At 69.2% G+C, this 16,249-nt stretch carries 18 protein-coding genes, 1 other RNA gene and 1 pseudogene; 8 read left to right on the forward strand and 12 right to left on the reverse strand.

The features are described from left to right. Window positions 1–32: 32 nt before the first annotated feature. Window positions 33–1,565: a peptidoglycan L,D-endopeptidase MepK gene (locus AC1RU4_RS02610; protein ID WP_492889459.1), complete on the forward strand. Its 1,533-nt coding sequence runs from the start codon at window positions 33–35 to the stop codon at window positions 1,563–1,565. Window positions 1,566–1,664: 99 nt separating this feature from the next. Here AC1RU4_RS02610 and AC1RU4_RS02615 read toward each other — a convergent pair whose 3' ends face one another. The 3 genes from AC1RU4_RS02615 to AC1RU4_RS02625 form a co-directional block, all read right to left on the reverse strand. Then, the gene (locus tag AC1RU4_RS02615) at window positions 1,665–1,916 is read right to left on the reverse strand and encodes a DUF2312 domain-containing protein (RefSeq protein ID WP_492889460.1); all 252 of its coding nucleotides are present in this window, start codon (window positions 1,914–1,916) and stop codon (window positions 1,665–1,667) included. A gap of 228 nt (window positions 1,917–2,144) precedes the next feature. Then, on the reverse strand, window positions 2,145–2,444 hold the full coding sequence (locus AC1RU4_RS02620) for a DUF1244 domain-containing protein (protein ID WP_492889759.1): 300 nt from the start codon (window positions 2,442–2,444) through the stop codon (window positions 2,145–2,147). A 30-nt stretch (window positions 2,445–2,474) separates the two neighbouring features. Continuing rightward, on the reverse strand, window positions 2,475–3,356 hold the full coding sequence (locus AC1RU4_RS02625; RefSeq protein WP_492889461.1) for an N-formylglutamate amidohydrolase: 882 nt from the start codon (window positions 3,354–3,356) through the stop codon (window positions 2,475–2,477). Window positions 3,357–3,509: 153 nt separating this feature from the next. Between AC1RU4_RS02625 and AC1RU4_RS02630 the strand changes: the two genes are divergently transcribed. After that, window positions 3,510–4,802: a glycerate kinase type-2 family protein gene (locus tag AC1RU4_RS02630; protein WP_492889463.1), complete on the forward strand. Its 1,293-nt coding sequence runs from the start codon at window positions 3,510–3,512 to the stop codon at window positions 4,800–4,802. Next, window positions 4,771–5,301, forward strand: coding sequence for a DUF1036 domain-containing protein (locus tag AC1RU4_RS02635; protein ID WP_492889464.1), 531 nt, complete (start codon window positions 4,771–4,773; stop codon window positions 5,299–5,301). Before AC1RU4_RS02630 ends, AC1RU4_RS02635 begins: the two co-directional genes overlap by 32 nt. Window positions 5,302–5,457: 156 nt before the next feature. Here the strand turns inward: AC1RU4_RS02635 and AC1RU4_RS02640 are convergent, their stop codons facing one another. From AC1RU4_RS02640 to AC1RU4_RS02665, 6 genes are all read right to left on the reverse strand, one after another. Then, window positions 5,458–6,966, reverse strand: coding sequence for a Do family serine endopeptidase (locus AC1RU4_RS02640; protein ID WP_492889465.1), 1,509 nt, complete (start codon window positions 6,964–6,966; stop codon window positions 5,458–5,460). Window positions 6,967–7,200: 234 nt separating this feature from the next. Further along, window positions 7,201–7,386, reverse strand: a complete 186-nt coding sequence (locus AC1RU4_RS02645; RefSeq protein ID WP_492889466.1) for a DUF2065 domain-containing protein — start codon at window positions 7,384–7,386, stop codon at window positions 7,201–7,203. A gap of 12 nt (window positions 7,387–7,398) precedes the next feature. Further along, on the reverse strand, window positions 7,399–8,319 hold the full coding sequence (gene hflC / locus AC1RU4_RS02650) for a protease modulator HflC (RefSeq protein WP_492889467.1): 921 nt from the start codon (window positions 8,317–8,319) through the stop codon (window positions 7,399–7,401). Beyond that, on the reverse strand, window positions 8,316–9,470 hold the full coding sequence (gene hflK, locus AC1RU4_RS02655; protein WP_492889468.1) for an FtsH protease activity modulator HflK: 1,155 nt from the start codon (window positions 9,468–9,470) through the stop codon (window positions 8,316–8,318). Before hflK ends, hflC begins: the two co-directional genes overlap by 4 nt. A gap of 185 nt (window positions 9,471–9,655) precedes the next feature. Further along, window positions 9,656–9,934 carry a ribbon-helix-helix domain-containing protein gene (locus AC1RU4_RS02660; protein ID WP_492889469.1) on the reverse strand — a complete coding sequence of 93 codons (279 nt, stop codon included), beginning with the start codon at window positions 9,932–9,934 and terminating at the stop codon, window positions 9,656–9,658. Further along, the gene (locus tag AC1RU4_RS02665; RefSeq protein WP_492889470.1) at window positions 9,931–10,119 is read right to left on the reverse strand and encodes a DUF4169 family protein; all 189 of its coding nucleotides are present in this window, start codon (window positions 10,117–10,119) and stop codon (window positions 9,931–9,933) included. Before AC1RU4_RS02665 ends, AC1RU4_RS02660 begins: the two co-directional genes overlap by 4 nt. A 431-nt stretch (window positions 10,120–10,550) precedes the next feature. Between AC1RU4_RS02665 and fumC the strand changes: the two genes are divergently transcribed. Continuing rightward, window positions 10,551–11,942, forward strand: coding sequence for a class II fumarate hydratase (gene fumC / locus AC1RU4_RS02670; protein ID WP_492889471.1), 1,392 nt, complete (start codon window positions 10,551–10,553; stop codon window positions 11,940–11,942). Window positions 11,943–12,075: 133 nt separating this feature from the next. Continuing rightward, on the forward strand, window positions 12,076–12,774 hold the full coding sequence (locus tag AC1RU4_RS02675) for a Spy/CpxP family protein refolding chaperone (protein WP_492889472.1): 699 nt from the start codon (window positions 12,076–12,078) through the stop codon (window positions 12,772–12,774). A gap of 72 nt (window positions 12,775–12,846) precedes the next feature. Here AC1RU4_RS02675 and AC1RU4_RS02680 read toward each other — a convergent pair whose 3' ends face one another. From AC1RU4_RS02680 to AC1RU4_RS02690, 3 genes are all read right to left on the reverse strand, one after another. Then, a complete protein-coding gene (locus AC1RU4_RS02680) occupies window positions 12,847–13,326 on the reverse strand; it encodes a GNAT family N-acetyltransferase (RefSeq protein ID WP_492889473.1) in 480 nt (159 codons plus the stop codon). Between the two features lie 25 nt (window positions 13,327–13,351). Next, window positions 13,352–14,146 carry a thymidylate synthase gene (locus AC1RU4_RS02685; RefSeq protein ID WP_492889474.1) on the reverse strand — a complete coding sequence of 265 codons (795 nt, stop codon included), beginning with the start codon at window positions 14,144–14,146 and terminating at the stop codon, window positions 13,352–13,354. A gap of 134 nt (window positions 14,147–14,280) precedes the next feature. Next, window positions 14,281–14,658: a hypothetical protein gene (locus AC1RU4_RS02690; protein WP_492889475.1), complete on the reverse strand. Its 378-nt coding sequence runs from the start codon at window positions 14,656–14,658 to the stop codon at window positions 14,281–14,283. A 256-nt stretch (window positions 14,659–14,914) separates the two neighbouring features. Between AC1RU4_RS02690 and AC1RU4_RS02695 the strand changes: the two genes are divergently transcribed. The 3 genes and pseudogenes from AC1RU4_RS02695 to AC1RU4_RS02705 all read left to right on the forward strand — a co-directional run. Beyond that, entirely contained in the window at window positions 14,915–15,232 is a 318-nt protein-coding gene (locus AC1RU4_RS02695) for a hypothetical protein (protein WP_492889476.1), read from the forward strand. 18 nt (window positions 15,233–15,250) lie between these two features. After that, window positions 15,251–15,605, forward strand: a transfer-messenger RNA (tmRNA) gene (gene ssrA / locus AC1RU4_RS02700). 64 nt (window positions 15,606–15,669) lie between these two features. Further along, a pseudogene (locus AC1RU4_RS02705) lies at window positions 15,670–16,236 on the forward strand (SspB family protein); the annotation flags it as partial. Between the last annotated feature and the right edge of the window lie 13 nt (window positions 16,237–16,249).

Here is a 16,249-nt window from a genome sequence, read left to right on the forward strand (position 1 = left end):
TGGCGGGTCTCGTGACCTTGGGCGGCACCGACATGCTGCAGGACGCCGTGGCCAACGGCGATACCCGCACGATCTCGCTGCATCACGTCCATTCGGGCGAGAGCGCCACCGTCACCTTCAAGAGGAACGGCCGCTACGACCCGGCCGCGCTGAAGCAGCTCAACGTCCTGTTGCAGGATTGGCGCCGCAAGGAGCCGACCAACATGGACCCGCAGCTGTTCGACATCATCTGGGAGGTCTATCGCGAGACCGACGCCACCCAGCCGATCCAGGTGATCGGCGGCTACCGTTCTCCCGAGACCAACGCCATGCTGCGCGCCCGCTCGCGCGGCGTCGCCCAGACCAGCATGCACATGCGCGGCAAGGCGATGGACTTCTTCATCCCCGGCGTGCCGCTCGCCAAGATCCGCGAGGCGGGGCTGCGCCTCCAGCGCGGCGGCGTCGGCTTCTACCCGACCTCCGGCTCGCCCTTCGTGCATCTCGACACCGGCGGCGTGCGGCACTGGCCGCGCATGACCCGGCCCGAGCTCGCCCGCGTGTTCCCGGACGGCAAGACCGTGCACATCCCCACGGACGGCAAGCCGATGCCGGGCTATGCGCTGGCCCTGGCCGAGGTGGAGAGCCACGGTTCCGAGCCGGGTGCCGTGAGTGCCGCCTTCGCCGGCAGCGCGGCGAGGCCGGCCGGCAAGACCAAGAACCTGTTCGCGGCGCTGTTCGGCAAGGATGGTGGCGACGACGACGACGAGGGCGCCGCCCCGGCGGCGGTGGCCTCCGCGAAGCCTTCCGCTCCCGCTCCGGCGGCTCCGCCCGCCGCTGCGCCGGTCGCCGTCGCTTCCGCCGAGCCGGCCGATATCCCGTTGCCGCAGCCGGCGCCGCTGGCGCGCGCGGCCCAGCCCGTCGCGCCGCCGCCGCCCGAGGCTCCCGCCACCATTCCCTTCGCGGTCGCCGCTCCGGCGCAGGCTCTCGCCTCGGCCTCCGTGCCGCTGCCGGCCGCCCGGCCGGGCGACGCGCCAAAGGCCGGTACCATCACCGTCGCCTCGGCCGGGCCGATCGGCGTGCCGCTGCCGGCGGCGCGGCCGCAGCAGGCCGGGCGGCTGCCCGAGCTCATCGTCGGCAATAATGGCGGCGATGGCCCGGCGCTCGCCTATGCCTCGGCGACCACCGGGCTGTTCCCCTCCGACCGGCTGCAGCCGGGCCGCGCGCCGCAGGCGGTTCAGCTGCCCGGCGTCAATGCGCCGGGCGTGACGTCCGCCGCCTTGCAGGGACCGGCGCGCGCCGTTGCCGCCCAGCCGCCGAAGCCGGCCAGCGCCTATTCCGCCGAGATGCAGGATGAAATCCGCCGGCTGTTCTCCAGCCCGACGGTGGCGGCGCATGTGGTAATGCGCACGCCGGAACTGCGCCGCTTCGCCGCCTTCGTCGCGCCGCCGCGGCAGGTGGTCGCCGCCGGCTTCGGCAAGGACGGTTCCAGCGGCCTCACCACCACCCGCTTCAGCGGCGCGGCGGTGGTCGCGGTGCCGGTCGTCGCGGTCATGGACGGCCCGGCGCCGATCGCCCGCAAGTTGTGATCCGTCGCAGGCACTGATCGCCCGCCGGCCCCAGGGCCGGGAGGCGGAGCCGATGCCTCGCGGGAGGCGAGGCGGGGCCGAAGCCCCGCCGCCGCCTGTTCAGGCGAGCATGCCCAGCGCCTGCATGTAGAGGTCGACGATCGCCTCGTGCTCGGCGCGCTGGTCGGCATCCTGCTTGCGGATCTTCAGGATCTCGCGCAGCGCCTTGACGTCGAAGCCGGTGCCCTTGGCCTCGGCGAAGACGTCCTTGATGTCTTCGGCAATGGTCTTCTTCTCCTCCTCGAGACGCTCGATGCGCTCGATGAAGGATTTCAGCTGCTCCTTGGCGAAGCCGGCGGCAGCGTCGGACATGGGTTCTTCGTTCGGAATATCGGACATAGGCTCTCCGGCCGGCGGGACCCGGCTCGTCAGGATCAAAAATTCGGGCGGCGATGAGGAACGCAAGCGGCCGCCCGCGTCAAGTTCGGCGGGTTTCGCGCCGGGGCGCTACGCCCGCTATCCACCGTCGTTCACAGGGCCAGTTTCATGGAGCCCGGTTTGCGAGGCGCGATTCGCGAGGCCAGGCCCGTGAGGCGGCGGTCAGTGGCCGGGGCCCTTGAAGGCGGCATTCTGCTGCGGGCTGGCCTCGCTCTGGTGGCGCGCCTTCCACTCCTCGTAGGGCATGCCGTAGACGATCTCGCGGCTCTCGTCCCTGGTCACCGGCAGGCCGCGTTCCTGCGCGGCCTCGAGATACCAGTTCGACAGGCAGTTGCGGCAGAAGCCGGCGAGATTCATCAGGTCGATGTTCTGCACGTCGGTGCGCTCGCGCAGATGCGCGACGAGGCGGCGGAAGGCGGCGGCTTCCAGCTCGGTGCGGGTGGGGGCGCTGAGGGCGGTGATCTTGTCGGCCATGTCTTCCTCCCGCCGCCGTCAGGCGGCTGTCAGTTCGGGGGCGTCGAAGGGCGGCACCGGCCCGGTGCGCGAGCCGAAGAAGCGGCGCTCGTGCAGTTCCGGTGCCTTGAGGATGCCGGGCAGCAGGCTCGCCAGCCGGTCGGCCCAGGTGATCTGCCCGGCGAGGTCGCCGATGAGGTCCTGGCGGATCTCGATCAGCACATTGGCGAGGCCGGCAATGGTGGCGTGGCGATAGAGGCAGTCGCCCTCCAGCGCGCCGTCATAGGGCTCGTTGTCGCCGACGATCAGGTCGCCCTGCGCCTCCAGGCCGTCGATCAGCGGGCGGGCGAAGCGCGGGTCGGCGTCCCAGAGCAGCGCGACGTGCCAGGGGCGCGGGACGCCGCGCCATACCGGGGTGAAGCTGTGCACCGAGAAGATCGCCGGCACCACGCCGGCGGCGCGGGCGCGGGCGATCTCGGCGGCGACGGCGTGGTGGTAGGGGCGGTGGAAGCGGTCGAGCCGGTAGGCGATCTCGGCCTCGTCGGCGTGCCGGTTGCCGGGCACGATGGCGCCGTCGGACAGCCGCATCACCAGCGTCGGGTCGTCCTCGCCGCGATTGGGATCGATGAGCAGCCGGGAGAAATGCGACAGCACCGCCGGGCAGCCGAGCGCGCTTGCCAGCGCCCGCGTGACGCCGGCCGCGCCGATGTCGTAGCCGATATGGCGCTGCAGCTCGGAGAGCGGCAGGCCGAGCGTGCCATATTCCGCCGGCAGGGCGTTCGAGGCGTGATCGCAGAGCAGGATCAGCCCGGTCTCGACGGCGCCGTCGATGCGCTCGACGGGGGGGAAGTCGGCTGTGGCCTGCCCGGCCGCATCCGCCTGCGCGACCGATTGTCCATCGGGGTTGGTCAGCCGGCGCATATTGTCCCTTATGCTACGAAAGCGGCGTCAGGATAGTGACGCGCGGCCTCAGGTGCCATAGGAATACGCCCGTTTCGCGTCGCGCGGAAACCGGATTCGACCGGCGCCCGCATGCAGGAATCACAGCCCGACGAGGCGGTAGCAGGGGTTGAAATGACGGACGGATCGGCACGCGCGTTTCTCGACAGGCTGTTCTCCGCGGCGGTGGCCGCAGCCCATCCCTCCACCTGCCTTCCGCCGGCGCTGCCGCCGCCGCCCGCCACCGGCCGGCTGATCCTGCTCGCCGCCGGCAAGGCCGCCGGCTCGATGCTGGAAGTGGCCGAGGCGCATTATCTCGATACGCTCGGCTTCGATCCGGCGCGGCTTGCCGGTATCGGCGTCGCCCGCCACGGCTACGGGCGGCCGACCCGGCTGCTGGAAATGGTCGAGGCCGGCCACCCGGTGCCGGACGCCGCCGGCCTTGCCGGCGCGCAGAAGGCGCTCGACCTCGCCGCCGCGGCGACCGCCGGCGACCTCGTGGTGGTGCTGCTCTCGGGCGGCGCCTCGGCCAACTGGATCGCCCCGGCCTATGGCGTCGAGCTCGACGACAAGCGGGCGCTCACCCGCGCGCTGCTGCGCTCCGGCGCCAACATCACCGAGATCAACACGGTGCGAAAGCACCTGTCGCGCATCAAGGGCGGCCGGCTCGCCGCGCTGGCGCAGCCGGCGCATGTGGTCACGCTGTCGATCTCGGACGTGCCGGGCGACGACCCGGCGGTGATCGGCTCCGGCCCCACGGTGCCGGATCCCTCGACGCTGGCCGAGGCGCGCGACGTGCTGGCGCGCTACCGCATCGATCCGCCGCCCTCGGTTGCGGTCGCCCTGCGCGACAGCGCCAACGAATCGCCCAAGCCCGGCGATCCGGCCTTCGCCAATGCCGAATATAAAATGATCTCCCGGCCGGCGGATTCCTTCGTCGCCACCGAGAGGCTGGTGCGCGAGGCCGGCTACGAGCCGGTGCTGCTCGGCGACAATCTCGAAGGCGAGGCTCGCGAGGTCGCGGCGGCGCAGGCGACGGAGGCCAAGGCGCTGAAGGCGGCCGGCCGCAAGGCGGTGCTGATGTCGGGCGGCGAGCTCACCGTCACCATGCGCGGCCAGGGCCGTGGCGGTCCCAACCAGGAATTCGCGCTGGCGCTCGCCACCGCGCTGGGCGGCGAGACCTCGATCTACGCGGTGGCCGGCGACACCGACGGCACCGATGGCGGCGGCGGCGACGCCACCGACCCGGCCGGCGCCTATGTGATGCCGGATACGCTGGTGCGCGCGGCGGCGGCCGGTCTCGATCCCGCCGCCTTTCTCGCCAATAACGATTCGACCGGTTTCTTCGAGAAGATCGGCGACCTGCTGACGCCGGGACCCACCTGCACCAACGTCAATGATTTCCGTGCCGTTCTCGTCGACCCCTGAGTTGCCGCGCCGGCGCCCGTTGCATCGGGGCCGGCGGCTGGCACTCGCCGCGCTGGCCGCCATGCCGCTGCTCGCGACGCTGATGCCGGTGCCGGCGGCGGCGGATTTCCGCTTGTGCAACCGTTCCGGCAGCCGCGTCGGCATCGCCGTCGGCTACAAGGACGGCGAGGCCTGGGCCACCGAGGGCTGGTGGAACCTCGCGCCGCGCAGCTGCGAGACCCTGCTGCGCGGCGACCTCGTCGCCCGCTTCTATTACGTCTATGCGGTGGATTACGACCAGGGCGGGGAATGGGCCGGCAAGGCCTTCATGTGCACCCGCGACAAGGAATTCACCATTCGCGGCATCGAGAACTGCCTGGCGCGCGGCTTCGACCGCACCGGCTTCTTCGAGATCGACACCCAGGAGCAGAAGAGCTGGACGGTGCAGCTGACCGAGGGCGACCAGAAGCCGGCGGCGCAGCCCGGCACGGCGCCGCCGCCACCGCCGAAAAAGCCCTGAGGGCGCTCTTCGCCGCGAAACGCGCCGCTCTCTGATGGTGCGCGCCGCGCAGGCATCCTCATCCATCCCATGACGCCGGCGGGCGCTTGTGTCGCACGTCCCGTCCGACGGCGGGTTTCCGCGGCGGCCCGATCAAGGCCGCCGCGAGGGCCCGGCTCAGTCGATCGGCAGCGCGGTGAAGCGCACCTGGCCCTGCGGATCGGAGACCATCAGCAGCGCCGAGCGCCGGCCGTCCTTCTTCAGCGCCGCGATGCGGTTCTCCACATCCTTCGGCGTGGCGGCGGCTTCCTGATTGATCTCGCTGATGACGTTGCCGGCCGCGAGGCCGCGATCGGCGGCGGGCGAGTTCGGCTCCACCGCGACGATCACCACGCCCTTCACCTCGTCCTTGATCTTGAACTTGGTGCGCAGGTCCGGCGTCATCTCGGCGATTTCGAGGCCCATCAGCTTGGTGGTGGGAGCGCTCGGCGTGAGCTTTTCCGGCGGCGGCGTGTCGCTGGCTTCCGCAACCTTCTCGCTCTCGTCGAGCCGGCCGACGGTGAGCTTCAGCGTCTCTTCCTTGCCCTTGCGGACCACCACCACGTCGACCTGCTTGTCGACCGGGGTGTCGGCGACGACGATCGGCAGCGAGCGCATGTCCTTCACCGGCTTGCCGTCGAAGCTGACGATGACGTCGCCGGCCTTGATGCCGCCCTTGGCCGCCGGGCCGTCATCGTTGACCGAGCCGACCAGCGCGCCGCGCGGCCGGCCGAGCGACAGGCTCTCGGCGATCTCGTCGGTGACCTGCTGGATGCGCACGCCGATCCAGCCGCGCCGCATCTCGCCGAATTCCTTGAGCTGGGCGACGACCGGCATCGCCGTGTTGGCCGGCACCGCGAAGCCGATGCCGATCGAGCCGCCGGAGGGCGAGATGATGGCGGTGTTGATGCCGATGACGTTGCCGTCCATGTCGAACAGCGGGCCGCCGGAATTGCCGCGATTGATGGCGGCGTCGGTCTGCAGGAAATTGTCGTAGGGGCCGCTGTTGATGTCGCGGTTGCGGGCCGAGATGACGCCGACCGTGAGCGTGCCGCCGAGGCCGAACGGGTTGCCGATCGCCATCACCCAGTCGCCGACGCGCAGCTTGTCGGAATCGCCGAACTTCACCGCGACCAGCGGCTTGTCCGCCGACGGCGTCACCTTGAGCAGCGCGATGTCGACCTTGGTGTCGCGGCCGACCAGCTCGGCCTTGAGCCGCGAGCCGTCGGCGAAATTGGCGTAGATCTCGTCGGCGTCGGCGATGACGTGGTTGTTGGTGACGATGAAGCCCGCGGCGTCGATGACGAAGCCGGAGCCCAGCGAGGAGACGCGGCGCGGCTTGCCATTGTCCTCGCCCTGCTGCTGGCGGCGCTTGAAGAATTCCTCGAAGAACTCCTCGAAGGGCGAGCCGGGCGGCAGTTCCGGCGTCGGCACCCCGCGCGAGGGGGCGACCGTCTGCGAGGTGGAGATGTTCACCACCGCGTCCATCACCCGCTCGGCGGTATCGGCGACGGTGTCCGGCCCCTTGGTGGCCGCCGCGCCGGCCGGGCCGGGGGCGGCGAACATCAGCGCGAGGCCCAGTATCGCCGCGAGCGGTCCGCCGCGCGACAGGCGGGAGAGAGCGGCGCCTCGATGGGGTGCGGACATGGTGCCTCCTTCGCGTCCCGGTGCGTCGGACCCGGCGCCTGGGGCGCCGGATCGACGTGCTTTGGGCAAACGCTTAACCGGGGGGCGGCGCGATGCAAGCCAAAACCGCGCGAGCCGGAAGCGGGAAGGCGGGAGGCGGGCGACCCCGGACCCCACGCCTCGGGGACCGGACGGGTCGGGCGGCTGGGCCGGAAGGTTGCCGGGCGCGGCGGCGGCCGCGTCCGCTACGAGACGTCAGCCGCGGATGAACCAGACGATGAGGATGCCGATGACGGCACCGGCGAGGCCGGCCATCCGCATCGGCATGTCCGGCAGGCGCTCCATGGCCTCCATGGCCCGGCGCACCGCGCCGGGAGCGGCCGCCAGCATCAATCCCTCGATGACCAGCACGAGGCCGAGCGCGACGATGAGGTCGGACATCGTCGCGCGTTCTCAGTTCGCAGGCTGGGCGGGGGCGGCGGCAGCCGGAGCTGCGGCAGCCGGCGCCGCCGGGGTGGGGGCGTTGAAGAAGCGGAAGAAGTCCGAGGTCGGCGACATCACCATCCTTGTGTCGCCGCTCTTCATAGACGCCTCGTAGGCCTGCATCGACCGGTAGAAGTCGAAGAAGCCCCTGTCCTGCTGATAGGCGCCGGCGAAGATCTGGTTGCGCTCGGCCTCGCCCTCGCCGCGCAGCTTGTCGGCGGTGGCGTTGGCTTCCGCGACGATGATGGTCGAATCGCGGTCGGCGCGGGCGCGGATGGTCTGCGCCTGCTCGGCGCCCTGGGCGCGGATTTCCGAGGCTTCGCGCTGGCGCTCGGTCTGCATGCGCTGGAACACCGCCTGGCTGTTGGCTTCCGGCAGGTCGGCGCGGCGGATGCGCACGTCGATGACGCTGATGCCGAAATTCGCCGCCTCGCGGTTCACCTGGTCGCGGATGCGGCCCATCAGCACCTCGCGCTCGTCGCGCACCACCTGGATGAAGGTGGATTCGCCGAGCACCCGGCGCAGCGACGAGTTGAGGATGGTGGCGAGCCGCGAATTGGCGGCCTCCACCGTGCCCACCGCCTGGTAGAAGCGCAGCGGGTTGGTGATGCGGTAGCGGGCGAAGGCGTCGACCACGAGGCGCTTCTGGTCGGAGGCGATCACTTCCTGCGAGGGGTTCTCGAGGTCGAGGATGCGCTTGTCGAGCAGGATCACGCTGTCGACCAGCGGGATCTTGGCGTTGAGGCCGGGCTGCTCGATGACGCGGATGGGCTCGCCGAAGCGAAGCACCAGCGCCTGCTGGGTCTGGTAGACGCTGAACAGCGCCGAGAACAGCACGATGGCGACCACCGCGACGGCGACGGCAAGGACGAGGCCAAAGATGTTCTTCATTTCGCGGCTCCCTGCGCGGCCGGAGTGGACGGGCGGGGTTCGAGAGCGCTGAGCGGCAGGTAGGGTACCACGCCGCCGCCGGCGCCGTTGGCCGGGGTATCGAGGATCACCTTGTCCATGCCGGCGAAGATGCGTTCCATGGTTTCGAGATAGAGGCGCTGGCGGGTGACGTCCGGCGCCTTCTGGTATTCGGCGAGCACGCTGAGGAAGCGCGAGGCCTGGCCGCGCGCCTCGATGATGGCGCGCTCCTTGTAGCCCTGCGCGCCCTGGGTGATGCGGGCCGAATCGCCGCGCGCCTCGGGAACGACGCGGTTGGCATAGGCCTGCGCCTCGTTCTGCAGGCGCTCGGCGTCGGCACGGGCGGCCTGGACGTCGCGGAAGGCGTCGATGACCTGCTGCGGCGGATCCACCTTCTGCAGCTGCACCTGGGTGACCATCACGCCGGACTGGTAGGAATCCAGCGTCCTCTGCATCAGCTCGTGCACGGCCTGCTCGATGCCCTGGCGGGCGCCGGTGAGGATCGGCTGGATGTTGGTGCGGCCGACCACCTCGCGCATGGCGCTTTCCGCCACCGCCTTGATGGTGCCTTCCGGGTTCTGGACGTTGAACAGGAAGTTCGCCGCGCCGATATCCTCGGTCGAGCCGGCGGCGGCGGGCTTCACCATCCAGAACACCGCGAAGTCGACATCGACGATGTTCTCGTCGCCGGTCAGCATCAGGCTCTCTTCCGACACGTCGCGCATGGCGGCGCCGCGGCGCGGGTCGTCGCCCGAACGGATGCCGATATCGATTCGGTTGACGCGGGTGACCTGCGGGGTCAGCACCGTCTCGATCGGATAGGGCAGGTGGTAGTTCAGGCCGGGATTGGAGGTCGAGACGAACTTGCCGAACCGAAGCACCACGCCCTGCTCGTCGGGCTCGACCCGGTAGAAGCCGGAGAGCAGCCACACCACGATGGCGATCGCGACGACGGCCAGCACGCCCTTGCCGCTGCCGAAGCCGCCGGGCACCACGGTGCGCAGCTTCTCCTGCCCGCGGCGGATCAGGTCTTCGAGATCGGGAGAGTTCGGACCCGAGGATTGCGGGCCACTGCCCCAGGGACCACGCGGACCACCACCCCATGGTCCGCCGCTCTGGTTCTTCCACGGCATGTCGTGCCAACTCCCGTTTGCGTGCCCGATGGGTCCAGGCCCGCAAACGCAGAACCGACAGACGCTATCGTGCTGAAAAGGACCCGCGCCGCCCAGGACAGGAGACGCGACGACGGCGGTTATAGGTGACGCAGCACCCGGATACAACGCGCCGTCGTGTCCGCAGATATGGGATGGCGGGAATGTTACGCAACGTTAGGGCGTGCGGCCACATTCCGATCCGTCTGGTCGCTCGCCTCGCGCCGTTGCGGCACCGCGCGGTAATGGGCGAGCACGTAAAGGCGGATTGCCGAGGACAGGTTGCCCTGGTTGCGTCCAGAATCAATGGAAGCGACGATATCTGACAAGGTACTGCGCTTTTCGGCAGCGATTTCCTTCAGCGCGTCCCAGAACTGGTCCTCGAGGCTGACGCTCGTCTTGTGTCCGGCAATAACGATCGACCGCTTCACCACGGGGCTTTTCATGTCTCGTCCTCTCGTATGCGCCTGTGCCCGTCCAGAACCGCCTCGCTCTTGCGTTTGGCGGCTTCGTCGGCGCCCCGCTGCGCCTTGGATACCCCAAACGCCAAACGTCGTTCCGTCGCGGTTTGTTCCGCCGCGTCCCGTGCTTTTCTCTTGCGGTAGCGCCGCAGGTTGATGAGATCGGCCAAGCTCTTTCCTCCCATGCTCCCTCCGGCCGCATGCGGTCGGGGGGAGCGGCTCGCTCGACGCGCCGGCAATGCCGGACAAGTCGGTCCTCGCGCGAATGGTAAAAACGTTTCTCGACGCAAAACAAACCGGAAAAAGAGTTGGGCGTTGCAAGGAAAATCCAGACAATTCGCACCCGAATTGTACCGGTTCGCCCAAGTCGTCTCATTTATTCGGTTATCCCCCCGAAACGGATCATCGCGTCGCAGCATAAGGTATCGGGCGGCCGTTCACGTCTTCGTGACCTTTGCCGGCGAAGCGGGCGGCGATGCCGCGGGGCCCCGTCCGAGGTCGCATTTGCCGCCCGCCGCGCGCGTGCTAAACCGGCGCCGCGCCGCGATCCGCCGGGAGGTGACGGCCGGCGCGTTCCGCGCCCGATCCGAAAGGTTGCTTCATGACCACCACCCGCATCGAAACCGATACGTTCGGCCCCATCGAGGTCGAGAACGACAAGTATTGGGGCGCGCAGGCGCAGCGCTCGCTCGGCAATTTCAAGATCGGCTGGGAGAAGCAGCCGCTGCCGGTGGTGCGGGCGCTCGGCATCGTCAAGCGCGCGGCGGCGGAAACCAATCTCGAGCTCGGCCGGCTCGACCCGGCGCTGGCCAAGGTGATCGTGGCGGCGGCGCAGGAGGTGATCGAGGGCAAGCTCGACGCGCATTTCCCGCTGGCGGTGTGGCAGACCGGCTCCGGCACCCAGTCCAACATGAACGCCAACGAGGTGATCTCCAACCGCGCCATCGAGATGCTGGGCGGGGTGATGGGCTCGAAGAAGCCGGTGCACCCGAACGACCACGTCAATATGAGCCAGTCGTCCAACGACACCTATCCCACCGCGATGCATGTCGCCTGCGCGGAGGAGATCGTGCACCGGCTGCTCCCGGCGCTCTCGAAGCTGCGCAACGCGCTGAACGACAAGGCGCACCAGTGGAAGGGCATCATCAAGATCGGCCGCACCCACACCCAGGACGCGACGCCGCTGACCCTCGGCCAGGAATTCTCCGGCTACACCGCGCAGGTGGAGAACGGCATCGCCCGCATCGAGCAGACGCTGCCGGCGCTGATGCAGCTCGCCCAGGGCGGCACCGCGGTCGGCACCGGGCTGAACGCGCCGGTCGGCTTCGCCGAGAAGGTGGCCGAGCATATCGCCGCCATCACCCAGCTGCCCTTCACCACCGCGCCGAACAAGTTCGAGGCGCTCGCCGCCCATGACGCCATGGTGTTCTCGCACGGGGCGATCAACACGGTGGCGGCCTCGCTGTTCAAGATCGCCAACGATATCCGCCTGCTCGGCTCCGGCCCGCGCTCGGGCCTCGGCGAATTGTCGCTGCCGGAGAACGAGCCCGGCTCCTCGATCATGCCCGGCAAGGTGAACCCGACCCAGTGCGAGGCGATGACGCAGGTCTGCGTGCAGGTCTTCGGCAACAATGCCGCGCTCACCTTCGCCGGCAGCCAGGGCCATTTCGAGCTGAACGTCTACAACCCGGTGATGGCCTACAATTTCCTGCAGTCGGTGCGGCTGATGGCGGATGCGGCGGTGAGCTTCACCGATAATTGCGTCGTCGGCATCGAGGCGCGCGAGGACAACATCAAGGCGGCGCTGGAGCGCTCGCTGATGCTGGTCACCGCGCTCGCCCCCAAGATCGGCTATGACAGCGCCGCCAAGATCGCCAAGACCGCGCACAAGAACGGCACCACGCTGCGCGAGGAAGCGGTCGGCGGCGGCTATGTCACCAACGAGGAATTCGACGCCGTGGTCCGCCCGGAGAACATGATCGCGCCGGGCTGAACGCGGCGTTCATCAAGCTGAACGGCTATTCATCTAACTCATTGAAAACAGAAGAACATTACCGAAGCTTCATTTGAAGCCCGGTTGGTTCGGTGCCACCATCGGCCTCGTTCTCATCAAGGAGACGAGGCCGATGAAACGCACCATACTTGCCGCTACCGCCGCCGCGCTTCTGGCGAGCGTGACTTTCGGCATCGCCGCGCCGAACTGGCGTGGCGCCGATCACCCGCGTCCCACTCCCGAGCAGATGGCGGAAAACGCCGCCGCCATGACCGATGCGCGCATCGCCGCGCTGAAGGCCGGCCTGCGGCTGACGCCCGACCAGGAGAAGCTGTGGCCGGCGCTGGAGACGGCGCTGCGCGGGTTCTCGGAGCAGCGGATCGAGGAGCGCCAGCAGCGCTGGCAGCAGCGCGCCGAGCGCCGGAATCCGGGATCCGAAGGTTTTGGCTCGGAAGGTCCGGGCCGTCCGGGTCCGGGCGCCGCTCCCGGCGTGGCGGGAGGCCCGCAGGCCGATGCCGGCCCGGATGCGGGTCCCGGCGGCCCGGATCGCGATGTCGTCGCCCGGCTGCAGCAGCGCGCCGACCGCCTGCTCGAACGCGGCACCGCGCTGAAGCAGCTCGCCGAGGCCGCCCAGCCGCTCTATGCCGAGCTCGAACCCGCCCAGCGCCACCGCTTCAACCTGCTGTTCCGCGAGGCGCAGGGCGAACGCTTCGCCGATGGGCGGCACGACCGGCACGAGCGCATGCGCGGCCCGCATCGCGGGCCCGGCTTCGGCCCGCACCCGCATCGCCCCGGCCTGCCGCCGCCGAATGGCGGTGACGACCGGCTCTGACCTTGCTCCCCGATCGGACCTTCGGGCATCCCCGCCCGACACCTCGCCGCCGGCCACCAGCCGGCGGCATTTTCATGTGCCGGCGAGTTCGCGCAGGGCATCGCCGGTGACGCGCTGCACCGTCCATTCGTCCATCGCCGCCGCGCCGATGGAGCGGTAGAACCGGATCGCCGGCTCGTTCCAGTCCAGCACCCACCATTCGAAGCGGCCGAGCCCCTCGTCGAGGCAGCGCCGCGCCAGATGGCGCATCAGCGCCGTGGCGATGCCGCGCGAGCGGAAGGCCGGGCGCACGAACAGGTCCTCGAGATAGAGCCCGTGGCGGCCGCGGAAGGTCGAGTAATTGTAGAACCACAGCGCGAAGCCGGCCGGCTGCCCGTCCCATTCGGCGATGTCGCAGAATGCCTTGGGATTGTCACCGAACAAGGCCGCCGCGATGTCGGCCTCGCCGGCCTCGACCTCGTGCAGCAGCTGCTCATAGTCGGCGAGCTCGCGCACCAGCGAATAGACGAGGGCGGCGTCGTCCGGCCGCGCCGGGCGGATGGCGAGGCTCATGTCGACAGGCTCATGATGGCATCCGTCAGACCGCGACCGGCGCCTTGATGGCGGGGTGGGGCTCGTAGCCCTCGATGGCGATGTCCTCGAAGCGGAAGGCGAACAGGTCCGTCACCGCCGGGTTCAGCGCCAGCTTCGGCAACGGGCGCGGCGCGCGCGAGAGCAACTGGTGCGCCTGCTCGACATGGTTCACATAGAGGTGCAGGTCGCCGAAGGAGTGGACGAAATCGCCCGGCTGCAGCCCGGTCACCTGCGCCACCATATGGGTGAGCAGCGCGTAGCTGGCGATGTTGAACGGCACGCCGAGGAAGCTGTCGGCCGAGCGCTGGTAGAGCTGGCAGGAGAGCTTGCCCTCCAGCACGTAGAACTGGAACAGGCAGTGGCAGGGCGGCAGCGCCATGTGCGGCACGTCTGCCGGGTTCCAGGCCGAGACGATCAGCCGGCGCGAATCCGGGTTGCGGCGGATCTCGGCGACGACCTGGGCGATCTGGTCGATCACCCCGCCGCGCCCGTCCGGCCAGGAGCGCCACTGATGGCCGTAGACCGGGCCGAGATTGCCATCGGCATCCGCCCACTCGTCCCAGATCGAGACGCCGTTCTGCTTGAGATAGGCGATGTTGGTGTCGCCGGCGAGGAACCACAAAAGCTCGTGAACGATCGACTTCAGGTGCAGCTTCTTGGTGGTGACCAGCGGAAAGCCTTCCGAGAGGTCGAAGCGCATCTGGTGGCCGAACACCGAGAGCGTGCCGGTTCCGGTGCGGTCGTCCTTGCGCGTGCCCTCGCGCAGCAGGCGTTCAAGCAGTTCGTGATATTGCCGCATGCCGCGCCACCATAGGCTGTCGAGATCGGTTGCCTACTACATATAGCGCGAAGGAGCGGGCGACGCATGTGCCGCCCGCTCCCAACATGTGGAAAATTATCTGTGATGCGGGGTGACGCGTGCCGGGCACTGCGTCAGTTGCAATAGGTGTAGCTGCGCAGCAGGCCCTTCTGGTCCGTCTTCTCGATCGTGCGGCAGGGCGTGCCATACGCGCCGGTGCGCATCGCGCTCGGGCTCACGCGCACCGGCTTGTTGCCGTAGCCGCGATAGACCGTGGCGCCATAGGGGTCGACCGGCTCGGTGACCACGACGGTGTTCGGCGCCGGGCGCACCATCATGCGCGGGGCGGGGGTCATGTAGCCGGGCTGCTGGTAGACCACGACCGGGGCGACATCATAGCCGGTGCCGTTGGTGCTGGTGACATGGGTCTGGGCGGCGGCCGGCGTCGCGCCGAGGGCGCCGAGGCCGAGAACGGCGGCAAGGCCGCAGGCGGCGAGGGTGGACGTCTTCATCGTCTGTCTCCGTTTCTGTCCCCTTTGGCCCCAGGGATGTGAGGCAAACGGGCCGGGGCCGGGTTCGTTCCGCCGCCGCCCGCGGCGTTTTCGCGGCGGAAACCGGGCGAAACCCGGAGCGGCGGCGAGCGGGTTATCGGGGGCCTATCGAGGATGACATGCCGCGATGGTATCGGAGGCAACCAACCGCACCGCCGGCGGTTAAGATAGGACCGCGCCGCCGCCTGCCGCGCGGCCGCGACGAGGGAGAGCGCCGATGACCATCGAGACCCAGGAAAACCTGAAGACCGCCCTGCACCGTGCCCGCGTGCATCTGGCGCTGATGGAGAAGGATGCCACGCATCCCATCGACCTGTCGGTGGTCGGCGCCAAATCGACGCCGACGCTGATCCTGCGCGGCGGCGAATGCCTGCGCAGCGCCCATTCCGACGCGCTGCTGAGTTATGAGCTGATGCGCGACATCATGATGGCGGCGCTGCAGGCGCGGATCGACGACCTGTTGGAAAAGCTCGGCGGCAGCGACCCCGGCCTGCCGCTCGACAAGCTGCAATTTGGGGATCAGACGGAAGCGTGAGGCGGTTATCGCGCGCAGCCCCTTCCAACCGGGCGCGCGCCTGCCTATATTCACCGGGCCGGCGCAAGCCGGATATGGCGATAAACCGCTATCGGAATAAACCCTTCGGACCCGGGGGCAGTACCCGGCGCCTCCACCAGAGCCCAGCGGAATGCTGGGTTCCGGCGGGGGCGAAACAGGATCGACGAGGGCGTAAAGGGTAGACTTTCGCTCGGCATGGTACCGCCGTCATCGGACCGAACATATAGTTGCCAACGACAACTATGCTCCGGTTGCTCAGGCCGCGTGAGCGGTTTGATCTCTGGGAAATAAGTCCAAACGGGTAGCACCGTGAGGCGGGGTTCGGAGGCACCTGGCAACAGAAGCCTCCACTCATTTCTCGCCCTTTGGGCCCGTGCGGGCTGGCGGCGACGGCCGGAATCGGGTTCATTGCCCCTATGAGCGTCGACCTTATCCGCTACGATCTCCTGGTCCAGGAAGCCCTGCGCGCCGTGGTGCGCCGCGTGCTGACCGATGTCGCGCGCGACGGCCTGCCCGGCGATCACCATCTCTACGTCTCCTTCGACACCACGGCTCCCGGCGTGCGGCTCTCGCCGCGGCTGAAGGAGAAGTACCCGGAGGAGATGACCATCGTGCTCCAGCACCAGTTCTGGGACCTCATCGTCACCGAGCAGTTCTTCGAGGTGGGGCTGTCCTTCAACGGCATTCCCGAGCGGCTGCACGTGCCCTTCGACGCGCTGAAGGGCTTTTTCGACCCGTCGGTGAAGTTCGGCCTGCAATTCGAGCCGCCGCCGGCCGACGATGCGCGGGAGCCGAATGCCCCCGGCGAGGCGACGGTGGCGAATCTTTCCGAGATGCGCCCGACCTCGGTGCCGCCGACGCGCTCGGCCTCCAGCCTCGACAATGTCGCCAAGGGCCCGGCCCCGGCGCGCCCGCAGCTTCGCCCTGCCGCCGCGGCGGGCGAGGCGCCGGTGGGCAAGGGCGAGGGGGTCAAAGGTGAGGCGGGCAAGGCCGCAC

Source organism: Ancylobacter sp. GW821-FHT10E12 (assembly GCF_058809335.1).